Source organism: Variovorax paradoxus NBRC 15149 (genome assembly GCF_001591365.1).
In the GTDB taxonomy this organism is placed as follows: Bacteria; Pseudomonadota; Gammaproteobacteria; order Burkholderiales; family Burkholderiaceae_C; genus Variovorax; species Variovorax paradoxus.
Genome location: NZ_BCUT01000002.1, coordinates 712,044 through 726,227, shown reverse-complemented (window position 1 = coordinate 726,227; position 14,184 = coordinate 712,044). Strand labels below are relative to the sequence as shown.

Annotated in this window: 16 protein-coding genes; 8 read left to right on the top strand and 8 right to left on the bottom strand. The window is 67.7% G+C overall.

Annotation, left to right across the window (positions count from 1 at the left end; all coding sequences use genetic code 11):
• Positions 1–78: 78 nt before the first annotated feature.
• Together VPA02S_RS18265 and VPA02S_RS18260 are read right to left on the bottom strand one after the other, a co-directional pair.
• Positions 79–459, bottom strand: coding sequence for a type II toxin-antitoxin system VapC family toxin (locus VPA02S_RS18265; RefSeq protein ID WP_062365077.1), 381 nt, complete (start codon positions 457–459; stop codon positions 79–81).
• Complete coding sequence (locus VPA02S_RS18260) at positions 456–659, bottom strand: type II toxin-antitoxin system VapB family antitoxin (protein ID WP_018904925.1); 204 nt, start codon at positions 657–659, stop codon at positions 456–458. Before VPA02S_RS18260 ends, VPA02S_RS18265 begins: the two co-directional genes overlap by 4 nt.
• 46 nt (positions 660–705) lie before the next feature.
• Here VPA02S_RS18260 and VPA02S_RS18255 point away from each other — a divergent pair, with 46 nt between their 5' ends.
• From VPA02S_RS18255 to VPA02S_RS18245, 3 genes are all read left to right on the top strand, one after another.
• Complete coding sequence (locus tag VPA02S_RS18255) at positions 706–1,503, top strand: MFS transporter (RefSeq protein WP_062365076.1); 798 nt, start codon at positions 706–708, stop codon at positions 1,501–1,503.
• Complete coding sequence (locus VPA02S_RS32110) at positions 1,494–1,799, top strand: MFS transporter (RefSeq protein ID WP_369688556.1); 306 nt, start codon at positions 1,494–1,496, stop codon at positions 1,797–1,799. The genes VPA02S_RS18255 and VPA02S_RS32110 overlap by 10 nt, the downstream gene beginning before the upstream one ends.
• 77 nt (positions 1,800–1,876) lie before the next feature.
• On the top strand, positions 1,877–2,803 hold the full coding sequence (locus tag VPA02S_RS18245; protein ID WP_062365074.1) for a protein NO VEIN domain-containing protein: 927 nt from the start codon (positions 1,877–1,879) through the stop codon (positions 2,801–2,803).
• 46 nt (positions 2,804–2,849) lie between these two features.
• Here VPA02S_RS18245 and VPA02S_RS18240 read toward each other — a convergent pair whose 3' ends face one another.
• Complete coding sequence (locus tag VPA02S_RS18240) at positions 2,850–3,848, bottom strand: SLAC1 anion channel family protein (protein ID WP_062365073.1); 999 nt, start codon at positions 3,846–3,848, stop codon at positions 2,850–2,852.
• Positions 3,849–3,956: 108 nt separating this feature from the next.
• Here VPA02S_RS18240 and VPA02S_RS18235 point away from each other — a divergent pair, with 108 nt between their 5' ends.
• Both VPA02S_RS18235 and VPA02S_RS18230 read left to right on the top strand, forming a co-directional pair.
• Positions 3,957–4,910: a GlxA family transcriptional regulator gene (locus VPA02S_RS18235; RefSeq protein WP_062365072.1), complete on the top strand. Its 954-nt coding sequence runs from the start codon at positions 3,957–3,959 to the stop codon at positions 4,908–4,910.
• Positions 4,911–4,970: 60 nt separating this feature from the next.
• A complete protein-coding gene (locus VPA02S_RS18230) occupies positions 4,971–5,873 on the top strand; it encodes an amidohydrolase family protein (RefSeq protein ID WP_062365071.1) in 903 nt (300 codons plus the stop codon).
• 13 nt (positions 5,874–5,886) lie between these two features.
• On the opposite strand, the gene yccS is transcribed toward VPA02S_RS18230, so the two are convergent.
• Both yccS and VPA02S_RS18220 read right to left on the bottom strand, forming a co-directional pair.
• Positions 5,887–8,049: a YccS family putative transporter gene (gene yccS / locus VPA02S_RS18225; protein ID WP_062365070.1), complete on the bottom strand. Its 2,163-nt coding sequence runs from the start codon at positions 8,047–8,049 to the stop codon at positions 5,887–5,889.
• Positions 8,050–8,157: 108 nt separating this feature from the next.
• The gene (locus VPA02S_RS18220; RefSeq protein WP_018904916.1) at positions 8,158–8,718 is read right to left on the bottom strand and encodes a MarR family winged helix-turn-helix transcriptional regulator; all 561 of its coding nucleotides are present in this window, start codon (positions 8,716–8,718) and stop codon (positions 8,158–8,160) included.
• Positions 8,719–8,905: 187 nt separating this feature from the next.
• On the opposite strand from VPA02S_RS18220, the gene VPA02S_RS18215 reads away from it, so the two are divergent.
• The gene (locus tag VPA02S_RS18215; RefSeq protein WP_015865842.1) at positions 8,906–9,886 is read left to right on the top strand and encodes a tripartite tricarboxylate transporter substrate-binding protein; all 981 of its coding nucleotides are present in this window, start codon (positions 8,906–8,908) and stop codon (positions 9,884–9,886) included.
• A 105-nt stretch (positions 9,887–9,991) separates the two neighbouring features.
• On the opposite strand, the gene VPA02S_RS18210 is transcribed toward VPA02S_RS18215, so the two are convergent.
• Positions 9,992–10,387 carry a tautomerase family protein gene (locus tag VPA02S_RS18210; protein ID WP_062365069.1) on the bottom strand — a complete coding sequence of 132 codons (396 nt, stop codon included), beginning with the start codon at positions 10,385–10,387 and terminating at the stop codon, positions 9,992–9,994.
• Between the two features lie 154 nt (positions 10,388–10,541).
• On the opposite strand from VPA02S_RS18210, the gene VPA02S_RS18205 reads away from it, so the two are divergent.
• Positions 10,542–11,291, top strand: coding sequence for a DUF4303 domain-containing protein (locus tag VPA02S_RS18205; RefSeq protein WP_244883584.1), 750 nt, complete (start codon positions 10,542–10,544; stop codon positions 11,289–11,291).
• 57 nt (positions 11,292–11,348) lie between these two features.
• Here VPA02S_RS18205 and VPA02S_RS18200 read toward each other — a convergent pair whose 3' ends face one another.
• Both VPA02S_RS18200 and VPA02S_RS18195 read right to left on the bottom strand, forming a co-directional pair.
• The gene (locus tag VPA02S_RS18200) at positions 11,349–12,140 is read right to left on the bottom strand and encodes an SDR family NAD(P)-dependent oxidoreductase (RefSeq protein ID WP_062365068.1); all 792 of its coding nucleotides are present in this window, start codon (positions 12,138–12,140) and stop codon (positions 11,349–11,351) included.
• 30 nt (positions 12,141–12,170) lie between these two features.
• On the bottom strand, positions 12,171–13,136 hold the full coding sequence (locus VPA02S_RS18195) for an alpha/beta fold hydrolase (RefSeq protein WP_062365067.1): 966 nt from the start codon (positions 13,134–13,136) through the stop codon (positions 12,171–12,173).
• Positions 13,137–13,254: 118 nt separating this feature from the next.
• On the opposite strand from VPA02S_RS18195, the gene VPA02S_RS18190 reads away from it, so the two are divergent.
• Complete coding sequence (locus VPA02S_RS18190) at positions 13,255–14,181, top strand: LysR family transcriptional regulator (protein WP_062365066.1); 927 nt, start codon at positions 13,255–13,257, stop codon at positions 14,179–14,181.
• Positions 14,182–14,184 lie beyond the last annotated feature (3 nt).

Genomic DNA, 14,184 nt, shown 5'->3' with positions numbered 1-14,184 from the left:
CTCCGCCGGCGCGCGGCTGCGCCAACGTTCGGCGCATCCTGCTGCCGATGGCAAAAGGCGACATGTGCGAGCGTAGGCTCAATGCCCGACCGGGCGGTGGACCACTGCAAATCGGTGTGCCAAGTCGCCCAAGCGCCTGTCCAAGGTCCACAACTCCGCCCCTGGTGTCATGAGCGTGGATGCCAGCAGAGTCAGGTCGATAAGCCCGCACCCCACTCCAAACAGGCGTTCCGTCTCAATCAGGACGAGCACCTCCCGCAAGTTCGCCTGCTGCATCTGTCGCAGGTGCTGGAGATGGCCGAGCGTCTGCTTGCGCGACGGCGGGGTGCCGCACGCAAGCTCTCCCAGAACCATAGGATGCATCAAAACCCTATCCAGTTCGAGCAATTGCTCTAAGGCGACATTGCGGGCGCGAAAGTGGTCAACCCAGACCGAGGTGTCGACCAGGACAGGTTTCACGAATTCATGCCTCCGCGACGGCGGGGCACATCGGGCATCTTGGGCGCACGCCCCCCGAGGGCTGCAAGTCGCTTGGCCGCTTGCACCCTCACGAAGGTCTTGATCGCTTCCCTGAAGAGGTCCGATTTGTCCATGCTGGGATCCGCAACTGCGAGCGCTTCCTCGTAGAGAGCGTCTTCAATGGTGACAGTAGTTCTCATGGCAAAATTACGTCATCAAAAGCGATGCATTTTAGCATCGAAATAGATGATTTTCAAGCCGCATGCCGTAGCTCGCGCCTGTCCGATCGTCGGGCTCGTCGACGGCATTGCGCAGGCGGCGCAGAACATCGTCCAGGGTTTCTCCGGCTGGCTGTCGGACAGGCGGCAGTGCCGCAAGCCGATCGCGCTCGCCGGCTATCTGCTGGCGGCGCTCGCCAAGCCGGTGATCGGCCTCGCGGCGGGCTGGCCGACGGTGCTGGGCGCGCGGTTCCTCGACCGGATCGGCGCGGGCTTTCGCTCGGCGCCGCGCGACGCGCTGCTCGCGTCCTCCTTTTCCGAGGCGCACCGCGGTAAGGCCTTCGGGCTCGAAGGCTTCGGCGACAACCTGGGGGCTTTCCTCGGGCCGCTGCTCGCGGTGCTGCTGATGGGTGCGCTGGCGGTCGAGATCCGCTGGATCTTCTACATCGCATTCGTGCCGGGCCTGCTTGCCTTCCTGATGGCGCTGCTGGTGGGCGAGCGTCCGGCAGCGGCGGTTGCGGCCAAGGCCCGGATCGACATCGGGCCGCAGCAGTTTCCCAAGGCCTACTGGGCCTATCTGCTGGCGACGGCGCTGTTCGGCCTCGGCAATTCGAGCAACGCGTTCCTGATCCTGCGGACCCAGGAGATCGGCGCCTCGCTCGTGACCACCACGCTGATCTATGCGGGCTTCAATCTGGTGGCGGCGCTGGTCTCTTATCCGGCCGGCTTCCTGTCGGACCGCTTCGGACGCAAAGGCGTACTGCTGCTGTCGTTCGGGATCTTCCGCGCGGCCTACATCGGCTTTGCGCCGGCGGCATCCAGCTGATTGCGCTGCTGTTCGTCTTCTACGGGCTCTACCAGGGCATGTTCCGCTCGGTCGGCAAGGCGTTTGCCTCCGACTTCGTGCCCGAGCGGCTGCGTGCCAGCGGCATCGGCTGGTACAGCACCACCGTGGGCCTCCTCGAACTGGCGGCCAGCATCGTCGCCGGGCTGCTCTGGGACCATGTGGGCCACGCCGCGGTCTTTCTCTATGGCGCCGTCTTCGCGGTCGTCGGCGCGGGTGCGCTGCTCGTGCTGGTGCCGGACGGCGTCATCGCTTCGAAACGAACGGATGGCCGCTGAACGGGCCGATGCCGCGGCACCGGCCCGCGCCGGATGCGGCATACTCCCACCCCCCAACTCGCCAGAGACCCCGCTGAATGGACAAGGAAGTCGACCCCAAAGTGCTCGCCGTCATCGATGAGATGCGGCTTTCCGGACCGCGGCTCACGCCGGTCGAGATCGTTGCGAAGATGGGCGTCTTCGATGCGCGGGAAAAGCCGTTCGACCACGCCTGGCTTGCAACGGGCGACAACGTCATTGCCACCATCTGGGCCGAATTCGTGAACATCGGCGCCGGCGGACACTGGTTCTGCCTCGAGTCGCTCGACACGCAGCACCGCGTCGGCGGCGGCGTGCGCAGCCCCCAGCAGATCCAGCGCGCCAAGGACCGCCGTGCGCTGCTCAAGCGCACCGTCGATGCGGGCCAGGGCTTCCGTGCCGTGCTGCAGACCAACCGCGTCGCCATTGCCGAGCTCGAGAGCAACAAGAGCGCGAAGGTTTCCACGCGCGTGCGCGACGACGCCGAATGGCATGTTGCAAGCTGGGATTCCGACCAGCAGCTCGCGATCCTGGTGCGCGGTGCGCGCGGCTGGGTGCCCGGCGAAGCGGAGATACAGGCGGCCAAGGCGCGGGGCAGCGTGCCGGTCGCTGCGGCCGCCGATGCGGGCGCGGCGGCTGCCGAGCGGTCGGCCTCGCGGGAGGAGGTCCAGGCCGCCGCCATGGACTACGTGATGCGCCACTTCAAGGGCTACGGCTACAACGCCGAGGACGTCACAAGCCAGAAGCTCGGCTACGACCTCGAAGTGTCGAACGCGAAGGGCGCCAAGCTTCTCAGGGTGGTGGTGAAGGGCACGTCCACCGGAGTGCCCGGTTTCCGGCTCACGGACGAAGAACGCGCAAGCTCGGCGCGCGAGCCGCTCTGGCGGCTGCTGGTGGTTGCCGATGCCATCGGCACCGCGGCGCAGCACAAGATCTACAAGCCTTCAGAAATGGAGCAGGCGCCGGGGTTCGAGCCGCTGGACTAACGGGCATTGCTGCTTTCGTGGCCGGTGTGCGCCCGGAAGCCCTGGCTCAGCTGAACAGCTTTCCGTTGAACGCGATGCGCAGGGTGCGCACCGTGAGCACCGCCAGCGCCACGGTCAGCATCCCGAGCAGCAGGACCGCGATGGTCCACAGCGGCGCGGTCGCCCGCAGTTGCGCGTACTTCAGCGCCGCGTTGGCCAGTGCGGCCATCGGGAAGCCGATCGCCCACCATCCCGCGGAGAAATTGATGCTGGGCCTGAACACCTTCGGCGCAAGCACCGCGAACATGAAGAGCGCGAAGTAGAAGAGCAGCGCGGCAAAGCGGTCGATGCTGCCCGTGATGTTCGTGTAGGCGAGGAACCCGACCGCGAAGGGCCCCACGAGGATCATCAGCGAGGGCGTCATCGCCGGCGCGAGCGGCGGCTGGTGCACCAGCCGGCCGACGATGAGCACGAGCAGCACCAGTGCGAGCACCGCGCCCACGGCCATTGCGAGCAGGTTCAGCTCTGCGGCCCAGGCCATGGACGGCTCGTGCCCGGCGGTCACTGCGATGTCCAGCGTGGCGACGCCAGGGATCAGCCAGGCCGGCACCGCATGCGATGCATCCAGTTGCCCTCTGAGCAGGCGCGAGACCACCACGAAGCCGAGCACGAAGGTCGCGATCGCGCCCAGGGTCCACAGCGCGTGCGCGGCGGACGCACTGTAGGGCGCGATCACGGCCGACAGCAGCAGCATCGAGATGACGATGGTGCCGAAGAAGTTGCCGGTCACCGGGTGATTGAACTCTCCGCGCACGGCCTGCGGATGCCTGGCCAGCTTCATCGCATAGCCCAGCGCCAGCAGCACGAAGACGCCGAGCGCAAAGGCGCCGATGGCCTCGCCGATGACGGCCGGCGCGCCCAGGCTGCCATGTGCCAGCCGCCAGGCCAAGGCCAGCCCCGAAAGCCCCATGACAGAGCCGAACAGGTTGACGGGCAGGTTGCGCAGCGAAGCTTCGCTTGCGGCGTGGAACACCGGAAAGGGCGGATTCAATGACTCGTTCTGCATGCTGGCCTCGTTGGCTGAATTTGCTGGTACGGATAGTTTCTGCCAAACTGCTCGGGCCGTGGGCGCCGCGGCACGACGTTTTCTGCCAATCACCGAGCCTTCACCGCCATGCGTGTCGCGATCCTTGCCTTTCCCCGTGTCCAGCTGCTCGACGTCGCCGGCCCCGCCGACGTGTTCGCCGAGGCGGCCCGCCAGCTCGGGCAGCCGCGCGCCTACCAGGTGCAGGTGATCGGCACCGAGACAGGGTTGCTCAAGAGCAGCAGCGGGGTGCGGTTGGCGGTCGATGCCACGGTGGGCACGCATCGCGGGCCGATCGACACCTTGCTCGTGGCCGGCAGCCCCGGTATGAATGACGTGGTCGGCGATGCGGCGTTGCACAACTGGCTCAGGCGCCAATCGCGCACGGTGCGCCGCTACGGCTCGGTGTGCAGCGGCGCCTTCGTGCTCGCGTCCGCCGGGCTGCTGGACGGCAAGCGCGTGGCGACCCACTGGAACTCCACCGCGCGCCTGGCCACGGCCTACCCGCTGGCATGTGTCGAACCGGACGCGATCTACGTGAAGGACGGCAAGCTCTTCACCTCGGCCGGGGTGACCGCGGGCATGGACCTGGCGCTTGCCATGGTGGAGGAGGACCACGGCCGCGAACTCGCGCTGCGCGTCGCGCGTGAGCTGGTGATGTTCCTCAAGCGCCCTGGCGGCCAGAGCCAGTTCAGCGCCCACCTGGCGGCCCAGACTTCCGAGCGCTCGAGCATGCGGCAGGTGCAGGACCATGTGCTTTCGCACCTGAAGGACGACCTGTCCGTGCCGGCGCTGGCCGCGCGCGCGGGCATGAGCGAGCGCAGCTTCGCGCGGATTTTTCGAAGCGAGACCGGCACCACGCCGGCCGAGTTTGTCGAGAACGCCCGCATCGATGCCGCCCGCCGCCTGGCCGAAGAGTCGCAGCTGCCGGCCAAGCGCCTGGCGGGCGAGGTGGGCTATGCCAACGTGGACGGCTTCAGGCGCGCCTTCGGCCGGCGCCTTGGCGTGAGCCTCGTGGAGTATCGGAGGCGGTTTGCGAAGTGATGGCCGGTCCCGGCCGAGGCGTCAGGTCAGAATAGCGAGGCCCCATCCTTCACGAAGCCCATGAAAGCCATCGCGTCCGCCACGGCCCTTGTGCTGGCCACCTGCCTTGCCGCGGCGCCTCGCGCCCAGCCTGCGCAGACTTCGCCGCCCTATGCCGGCCCGCTGTTCGACACGCACCTGCACTACAACCAGGAAGCCTGGGACGGCAACACCGGACCCTATCCGCCCGCCGAGGCGCTCGCGCGCATGCAGCGCAACAACGTGACGGCCATCATTGCCAACTCGCGGCCCAATGCCGGCACGCAAACGCTGGCCGCGGCGCGCGAGACCCGCGCCGCGGGCGTGGCCGTGGTGCCCTTCGTGCGGCTGTACCGCAACCGCGACGACTACAGCAACTGGTTCCGCGACGAGACGATCCACGACATGGTGCAGGCCGAACTGGCGCGCGGCACCGCGAGCGGGCCCTACCGCGGGATCGGCGAGTTCCACCTGTACGACAGCGCCAATGCCGACGGCCCGGTCGCGAAGAAGCTGGTCGCGCTGGCGGAGCGGCAGAAGCTCGCGGTGCTTGCGCACGTCGACGACGTGGCGATTGACCTGTTGATGGCCAACGCGCCGTCGAAGGGCCGGGACCTTCGCCTGATCTGGGCCCACACCGGCATCGGCGGTGCGCCCATCGAACGGGTGCAGGCGATGCTGGAACGCTATCCGCTGCTGATGGGCGAACTCTCGTACCGGCCGGGCCTGACCTGCGAAGGCGGCCGGCTGTGCCCCGAGTGGCGCGCGCTGATCCTCAAGTACCCGGAGCGCTTCATGATCGGCTCCGACACCTGGGTGAACCAGCGCTGGAGCGCCTACGACGAGATCATGCGCGGCTACCGCACCTGGCTCGGCGACCTGCCGCCCGACGTGGCGAAACGCATCGCCTGGGGCAACGCGGCTGCGCTGTTCGAGCTGCGCTGAGCGCTTCGACCGCTCAATTGCCGGCGGCGCCTTCGGGTTGCGGCTGCAGCCATTGGGCGGCCTGTTCGCGCAGCGCCTCGATCTGCTGGCGGACCCGCGCGAGCTCGGTGCGGAACAGCCGCGCGGCGTGGTCGCCGGCATCGCTTCCCTGGGGCAGTGCTTGCGGCAGTGCAAGATCCGCGGGCTCGGCCACGGCTTCCGGTGGGCCGCCTTCCAGGTACGACGCCAGCGCGTCCAGCGCCGCCGCGGCGCCCTCGGCCTCCGCGCGCAGCGCTTCAAGCTGCTGCGGCGCAGGCAGTGCCACGCGGTGCGCGCCGAGCGCCGAGAGGTAGCTCAGCAGCGCATGCGACTGGATCAGGAAGCGCAGCGCCGTGCCCGCGCGCGGCCGCACGAAGCCGGGTTCGCGGAACATCTCGAACACGGCGGTGGACAGCGTCGCATCGGCGTTGTGGGCGTTGCGCCGCGCGAGCCGGTAGGCCAGGTCGTCGCGCGCGCCCGAGCGGTACTGGCCCGCGATCTGCCGCAGGTAGTGCGCATGGTTGCGCAGCGCCGCGGCCGCCAGGTCGCTGAAGCGCCGCGCCTGCCAGTGCGGCAGCACCAGCAGCATCGCGAGCGCGGCAATCAGGCTGCCGATGGCGGTGTCGATCAGCCGCGGCACCATCAGCATGTCGCTGTCGCCCACCTGGTTGAAGCACATCAGCACCAGCACCGTGACGGCGGCGGTCGCCAGCAGGTAGCGTGTCGCGCGCGTGGCGAAGAAGAACACGCCCGCGGCCACCGCCAGCAGCGACTGCGCCCAGGGCTGCGGAAAAAGCACCAGCAGGGCCCAGCCCGCCACCACGCCGATCGCCGTGCCCGCGACGCGCTGGCCGACGCGCGACACCGTGTCGCCCCAGGCCTGCTGGCAGACGAACAGCGTGGTCAGCAGGATCCAGTAGCCGCGCACCGGATGGATCAGCAGCATCACGCCGTAGCCGGCCACCAGCGCCACCGCCAGCCGCAGCGCGTGGCGGAACAGCGCCGAGCGCGGCGTGAACTGGCGCCGCACGCGTTCCACCATCTCGCGCGCTGAACGCGGCGAGCGGTCGAACAGGCCCATGTCGGCGCGCCCGGCGCGGGCCGAGGGCTCGGTGGCGCCGGCGAGCTGCCGCTCGAGCTGCGCCAGGTTCCACGCCATGGCCTCGACGGATGCGAGCAGTGCCTGCCGGCGCGGTTCGCGCAATGGCTGCGCGCGCTCGTGGTCGATGGCGCTGTGCAGCTCCGCGAGCGCGTGGCCGGTGGCGGGATCGGCGGCAAAGGGTTCGCGCCGCTCGACGGACACGGCGAGCCGCCGGCAGGCCTCGCCCTGCAGCGCCAGCACGCGCTGGCAGCGGTAGAGCAGGTCGCTGTGGAAGAAGGCATCGGCCAGCGCGTTGTAGTCGTCATGCGAGGAGGTGGCGCGCTCGTGCACGTCCTGCGCTATCAGGTAGAGGCCGCGGTAGCGCACGATGCGGCCCGTGGGCGCGCGCGTGCTGCCGATGCGCCGGAAGATGCCTTCCTTGGCCGCGTTGAGCCCGGCCACCACCTGCGTGTTGAGCTGCGCGAGCGACAGCCGCTTGCGCTCCATGTCGATGCCGCGCAGCGGCTCGAAGAGCGAGGCCTTGAAGCACACGTAGTCGCCCAGCACGCGGAACAGCCCCGCCAGCTGCGCCTGCACCGGCTGCGCCGGAAAGAGCGTGCACCAGGCCACCGAGAACACGCCATACCAGGCGGCGCCCGCCAGCAGCCACAGGGCCTCGCCGAGCCGGCCGGTGCCGCCCGGCGCGGCCGCGCCGCCGTCGATGCCCAGCATGGCGTAGATCGCCAGCGCGAGCGTCGCAAAGCCGACGGCCTTGTAGCGCGGCTCGATCGCGCCCAGCATCGTCAGCGCGAACGCGGCCAGCGCCAGTCCGGGGACGAAGAGCAGGGGGTGGTCGATCCACGACACCACCGCGAAGGCCGCCGCCGCGAAGCACGCCAGCGTGACGGCCTGCGCGCGCAGCCGGCCCCGGGCACTGTCGTCGGTCTCGGCCAGCGCGCTTGCAATGGCACCGAGGAAAAGCGGCGTGATCGCTTCGGCATGTCCGCTGAGGCTGCCGATCGCCATCAGGCTGCCGAGCGTGAGCAACACCCGCAGCGGCTGGGCGCGGCCCGCCATCCAGCGAAGCCGCTGGTGGAAAAGATCGAGGGAGAAAAGAGAAGGCATTGCCATCGTTTTGCACGATGCGTGCCAGCGCGCGGCCTGTGCCGCGGCCGCGGGATTGATTCAGCCCGCCTCGGGCCAGCGGTGCCGGGTGCCGCCCGCGCGCCGGTCGGCCTTCTCCACCACCACGCCCTGTGCGCTCAGCGCGCCGGCGCGCTGCTCGAGGTGCTGCAGGCACTGCAGGAACACGTCGAGCTGCGCGGGCGCGATGCCGGCGAGCAGATCGGTGTTGAGCGCCGCGATGCGCGGGAACACCCGCTCGAAAAGCTCCCGGCCCGAGGGGCTCAGCCGGACATGCACGCCGCGCCGGTCCTCCTCGTCCTGCCGGCGCGACACCAGCTTCTTCTCGACCAGGCTGCGCAGGCCGCGCGAGGTGCGCACGCGGTCCAGCTGCAGATGCGCGGCCAGCGCCGAGGAGCTCATCTCGCCATGCTGCGCGAGCGTGCCGATCATTCCCCACTCGCGCCGCGTGATGCCGAAGCCGCCTTCGACCAGGCGCGTGGCCATGCCGCTGGCGGTGCGCACCGCGCGCGAAAGCCGGTACAGCAGCAGCTCGTCCAGGGAGCGGGGCGCGCGCAGGGCGCTGGCGTCGGGAAAGGCTTGCATGCCTTGCGTGTCGTGCATCAGGTCGGGGCCGTCAAGGCGGTGTCGTTCGCGCGCCTCGCGCGGAAATGATGGATTAGATCAACTGTTTGTTGCGTGCGTATAACCATGTAACAAATGACACGGGAAGAAACGAATGTGGGCTGGCGATTGTCGCCGTGAAGTCCTGCGCGCGCCCGGTCGCCACCACTGCAAGCAGGAAGATCCGATGACCGCATTCCTTTCCCGGCGCAAGCTCACGGCATGGTGCCTGGCGCTCGCCGCCGGTGCCGCTCCCCTGGCCCACGCCCAGGCGCCCGCGCTCGATGGCGCGCTCACGCTCGTGGTCGGCTACACCGCCGGCGGCAGCACCGACCGCATCGCGCGCCTGGTCGCCGAGCGGCTGGGCCCCAAGCTGGGCGTGGCCGTCACGGTGGAGAACCGACCCGGCGAAGGCGGCCGGCTCGCGGCCAAGGAGCTCCGGCGCGCGCCCGCGTCGCAGAACGTGCTGATGCTCGGCAATCCCGCGGTGATGGTGGTGGCGCCGCTCGTCTTCAAGGACGCGGGTTACGACGCCGAGAAAGACTTCGTGCCGGTGTCGCAGGTCAGCAGCTACGACTTCGCGCTGGCCGTGGGCAACAAGCTCCAGCTCGACCGCGCGATGTTCCTGGTCGGCCGGCTCTGGGCGCATCCCGAAGAGGCCGTCTTCGGCGTGCCGGCCACCGGCAGCCTGCCGCACTTCTTCGGCCTGATGGTGGGCGACGCGCTGAGCGTGCAGCCGCAGATCAAGGGCTACGGCGGCTCGGCGCCGCTGTCGGCCGACCTGAGCGGCGGCAGCCTGCCGATTGCCATCGACACGCTCGACTCGCTCTACGGCCAGCACGTGGCCGGCAAGATCCGCATCCTGGCCGTGTCGGGCAAGCAGCGCGTGAGCTTCGCGCCGGGCATCCCCACCTTCCGCGAAGCCGGCATGAAGATCGATGCCGACGGCTGGAACACCTTCTTCGCCCCGGCCACGATGCCGCCGGCCAAGGTGCAGCTGCTGTCCACCAGGATCCGCGAAGTCATGCAGGACCCGGCGCTGCAGAAGGCCGCCAACGCCGCCTACATCACGCCCATCGTGAGCACGCAGGCCGAGACCGTGCAGATGCTCAAGGCCTTCCGCCAGCAGTGGGAGCCGGTGGTGCGGCGCTCGGGGTTTCAGCCCTGAGGGGGCGGTCGGCGTTGCCGATTGGCGCGGACTTTTCTGGCCGCGGGTTCCTATCCGCTGTTCTTGAGTAGAGACTGGTGGCCGGTCACTGAGCGGATGCCGGTCTCAGGTTTCTCCCGGCTTCCAGTCCGGGCTGAAGCCACCCAGGGCGGGGTGGTACATCTCGTCGCCTTCATGCTGGGTGAACTCGACGTTCAATCGGTCCTCGCGCAGGCCCAGCAGTTCGATGCAATGCGCGCACAAGGCTTTGGCTACCTCCATCCGAAGCTCGGCTGGCCGGCCGCGGCGGATGTCCAGCATCAGCAAGGAAACGGGCACAGGCGCCTTGCCCGCTTCGGCGACGCGCCAGATAGCGCCGGCGCCCAATTCCCGGATCGCTACGGATATTCGCCGAATATCAACGCTCATCATCGAAGCATAGGTCTCGCACATCCGAGCCGCGAGCTGTTGCTTCAAATCCTCGGGATAGCTGTCGTTGACGTCGAGTTGCAGGTAAGGCACAGGATTTCCTTGGAAAATCTAAGGCTCGCATTCCGCCAGGGGATCAGCAGAAATGATAGGCCTCACGCTCGCGCCGACGGTACGCGAATGAGCGGTCAAGCCGAAGTACGTCGTATCGTCGTGCCACTGCGCGCCCCGAAGGAGTTCCCCGCCAATGACCTGGTCACTGTTCTATCGCTTCGACAACGAGGTGCCCACGGACTTTCACGAACTGCGCCAGTTCGGCAATTCGCTGTGGAGCGCGAACGGCAAGGTGAACACCATGGGGCACTCCATGGTCGCCGAGTTCGCAAGTCCCCAAGCCGCAAAGAATGCCCTCGCGCAGCGCGGCCACGAGATCGAGGCGCAGGGCTACAAACGGGTGCGCCAGGGCATGCACGATCCCGCTCGAATCGACTTCCCCTTGCTCACCAAAGAGATTCGCGAAGGTGCTCGCCGCGCCTTCCAGGCCATCCGCGCGGCCCATCCTGACGAAACCATCCGCCTTTTCTCGCTCGGCAGCGATGACGGTGCGATGACCATCGTCCATGCCGCTGGCCATCTCGCTTTGGGCGCTCCGGGCGACATGGACGATGAAAGCGAAGTCTGGTGCTCCGCCGAGTGGCCCTACGCGGAGGGCGGTGAGTTCCTCGACATCGCCTACCGCATGATCCTGCCATGCCACCGCAGCGACCTGCCTTGCGACGTTGAATTCGACGTCCTGTACGCAGGCCTGTTCGAGGCTTGCATTGCCGCCATGGAACAACTCGATCGTGAGGGTTTCTTCGGCACCGGCGACGCGCGTGAAGAGGTTGTGCTGCTCTGCCAGATCGAAGGCAACGAGGATATGGAAGGCTCGATCGGCCGACTCAACACTTCTCGCGTGGTGGGCCGGCTCGAACGCTGGATCAAGCTCTGCGAATGAGCTGCGATTGGAATCGCCTTCAAGGCGCCCAGCCGTTGAGCTTCGATCGCGCCCTCGTCAGAAGGCGCTCTTGACGACACCGCCGTCGACGCGCAGGGCCGCACCCGTGGTCGCCGACGCGAGCGGACTTGCCACGTAGGCCACGAGCGAGGCCACCTCCTGCGGCGAAGCGAAGCGCTTGATCAGCGAGGTCGGGCGGACGTGGTCGAAGAACTCTGCCTCGACCTGCTCGAAGCTCTTGTCGCTCGAGCGCGCCATGCCTTCCACGAAGTCGCCGACGCCGCGTGATCTGGTCGGGCCCGGAAGTACGCTGTTCACCGTGATGTGGGTGCCGGCGAGCGATTCCGCAAGACCGCGCGACACCGCGAGTTGCGCGGTCTTCGTCATGCCGTAGTGAATCATCTCGGTCGGGATCTGCACCGCGCTTTCACTGGAGATGAAGATGATCCGGCCCCAGTTCGCGCGCTTCATCTCCGGCAGCACCAGGCGCGCGAGACGAACGCCGCTCAGCACGTTGATGTCGAAGAAGCGCTGCCAGTCTTCATCGGGAATATCTTCGAAGGCCTTGGCCTCGAAGATGCCGAGGTTGTTCACGAGGATGCCGATGCCGGGGTGGCGACGCACGGCTTCCTCGGCAGCGTCGGCCCGGCTGAGGTCCCCGGCATAACCGAGCACCGTGCCTTGCGTTTCCGAGCGGATGCGGTCCACCGCCTCGTCGACCGCTGCCTGCGATCTGCCGTTCACGATCACGCTTGCGCCCTCCTGGGCCAGCGTGCGCGCAATTGCAAAGCCGATGCCGGCGGTGCTTCCGCTCACCAGGGCGAGCTTTCCATCGAGTTGCAGGTCCATCTTGGTTCTCCAGGTTTGGCAGCTTTTCCGCTAGCCCAGGAAATTGATCAATGCCGGAATGACCTGCTCTGGCGCCTCTTCCATCAACCAATGCCCGGAGCCTTTGACGAGGACGCCCTGCACGTTGGTCGCAACCATCTTTCCCTGCTCGATCAGGAAGGTACCGCCGGCTTTTTCACCGGAGAGCACCAGCATCGGCATGGGCAGCGGCGTCTTGCCCAGTTCGGCGAACTCGGCCGCATCCTGCTCGAAAGCCTTGAAATATTCAAACCCTGCACGCATGCCACCGGGTTGCGCGTAGGCCCTGGCATAGAACTGGCGGTCGGCTTCGGGCACCGAGTGCTTGGGGTCGGCCGCAAAGTCGTTCCAGAAGTGCTCGAAATAGATGCGCTCGCGTCCTTTCACGAGCGCCAGCGGCGTCGCGCCGTGGAAATGGAAATGCCACAGGTCGCGCAGGAGCCAGACGTTTTGCCATTCGCCGATGCCGGGCAGGAAGGCGTCCATGAGCACCACCTTGTCGGTCTCCGAAGGAAACTGCGCGGCATATGCGTAGGCCACCATCAGGCCGATGTCGTGGCCGACGATGCTGACGCTGCGAATGCCGAGCGAGCGCACAAGCTCGTGGATGTCGACAGCCATGTTCTTCTTGCCATAGCCTGTCTCGGGCTTCGAGGAATCGCCGGCACCCCGAAGATCGGGCACGACCACGGTGTGCGTCCTGGCCAGAAGCGGCATCAGCGGGTTCCACATGTGCCCGGTCTCGGCATAGCCGTGCAGCAGCACGACGGCTGGCCCGCTGCCGCCGATGCGGTAGTGAATGCGGGTGCCGTTCACCTCCGCGCTGCCCGAGCGGAAGCCCGGCACCGCGTTGGCGGCGGGTGCCGCGTGTGCGGCGCGGCCCATGGCCAGGGTGGCGCCCACGGCGACGGCGCCGCCAAGCAGGGCGCGGCGGGTGGGCGCAGAGGGGGCGGCGGAGCTGAGATCGGTGTCGGTCATGGGGTTTTCCTTTCTGTTGGTGTTGGGGTGAGGTGAATTTATGATTCAGCTTCACTTCCAGAAAGAGCCCAAAAGTGGTTTACTCATTCAGCTTTTATGAATGATTGGAAGTGGGCCCATGGACCGATTGCGTGCGTACGAGGTGTTTGTCACCGTGGTGGCGCGGGGCAGCTTCACGAAGGCGGCCGACGCGCTGGACACCTCGCCGGCCAACGTGACGCGCTACGTCAATGAGCTGGAAGCCCACCTGCGCACGCGGCTCATGAACCGCACGTCGCGGCGCCTGTCGCTCACCGAAGGGGGCGAAGCGCTCTTCGACCGGGCGAAATCGATCCTCGAAGAGGTGGCGGAGACCGAGGCCCTGGCGACCACCGCGTCATTGCAGCCGCGCGGGCGCCTGCGCATCAACGCGCCGCTGAGCTTCGGCAGCCTCGTGCTGGCGCCGCTGTGGCCGAAGTTCATGGCGAAGTACCCCGACGTCGAGCTCGACATCGCGCTCATCGACCGCGTGGTCGACATCGTCGAAGAGGGCTACGACCTGGCCATCCGCATCTCGCGCACCACCTCGGGCAACCATATCGCGCGCCGCCTGGGCCGCTCGCAGAACCTGGTCTGTGCCTCGCCCGGCTACCTTGCGGCCCATGGCATGCCCGAGATGCCGGCGGACCTTTCGCGGCATCCGTGCCTGGGCTACACCTACGGTGCGACCTCCGACGAGTGGCAGTTTGCCGGCCCCGGCGGAACACTGGAATCCGTGCGCGTGCGCTGGGCCTTGCGCGCCAACAATGGCGAAACCGCCCGCGCCGCGGCGCTCGCTGGTGCCGGCGTCATCTGGCAACCGAGCTTCGTGATTGGCGAGGATGTGCGGGCTGGTCGATTGGTCGAGGTCATGCCTGGTTATCACATGCCGCCCGTCGACATCCTGGCAATCTATGCAAGCCGTCGACATCTCAGCGCCAAGGTGCGGATGATGGTCGACTTCCTGGTCGATGCTTTTCAAGACTCGCCGCTGGTGACAGGCGGGATGGCGGCGGTGGGCAAGTGAGTC

What these genes read in the sequence shown, in the direction of transcription:
- VPA02S_RS18260 (WP_018904925.1), bottom strand. Translation starts at nt 659, where the DNA reads ATGAGAACTACTGTCACCATTGAAGACGCTCTCTACGAGGAAGCGCTC.
- VPA02S_RS18255 (WP_062365076.1), top strand. Translation starts at nt 706, where the DNA reads ATGATTTTCAAGCCGCATGCCGTAGCTCGCGCCTGTCCGATCGTCGGG.
- VPA02S_RS18245 (WP_062365074.1), top strand. Translation starts at nt 1,877, where the DNA reads ATGGACAAGGAAGTCGACCCCAAAGTGCTCGCCGTCATCGATGAGATG.
- VPA02S_RS18240 (WP_062365073.1), bottom strand. Translation starts at nt 3,848, where the DNA reads ATGCAGAACGAGTCATTGAATCCGCCCTTTCCGGTGTTCCACGCCGCA.
- VPA02S_RS18235 (WP_062365072.1), top strand. Translation starts at nt 3,957, where the DNA reads ATGCGTGTCGCGATCCTTGCCTTTCCCCGTGTCCAGCTGCTCGACGTC.
- VPA02S_RS18230 (WP_062365071.1), top strand. Translation starts at nt 4,971, where the DNA reads ATGAAAGCCATCGCGTCCGCCACGGCCCTTGTGCTGGCCACCTGCCTT.
- yccS (WP_062365070.1), bottom strand. Translation starts at nt 8,049, where the DNA reads ATGGCGGGCCGCGCCCAGCCGCTGCGGGTGTTGCTCACGCTCGGCAGC.
- VPA02S_RS18220 (WP_018904916.1), bottom strand. Translation starts at nt 8,718, where the DNA reads ATGCACGACACGCAAGGCATGCAAGCCTTTCCCGACGCCAGCGCCCTG.
- VPA02S_RS18215 (WP_015865842.1), top strand. Translation starts at nt 8,906, where the DNA reads ATGACCGCATTCCTTTCCCGGCGCAAGCTCACGGCATGGTGCCTGGCG.
- VPA02S_RS18205 (WP_244883584.1), top strand. Translation starts at nt 10,542, where the DNA reads ATGACCTGGTCACTGTTCTATCGCTTCGACAACGAGGTGCCCACGGAC.
- VPA02S_RS18200 (WP_062365068.1), bottom strand. Translation starts at nt 12,140, where the DNA reads ATGGACCTGCAACTCGATGGAAAGCTCGCCCTGGTGAGCGGAAGCACC.
- VPA02S_RS18195 (WP_062365067.1), bottom strand. Translation starts at nt 13,136, where the DNA reads ATGACCGACACCGATCTCAGCTCCGCCGCCCCCTCTGCGCCCACCCGC.
- VPA02S_RS18190 (WP_062365066.1), top strand. Translation starts at nt 13,255, where the DNA reads ATGGACCGATTGCGTGCGTACGAGGTGTTTGTCACCGTGGTGGCGCGG.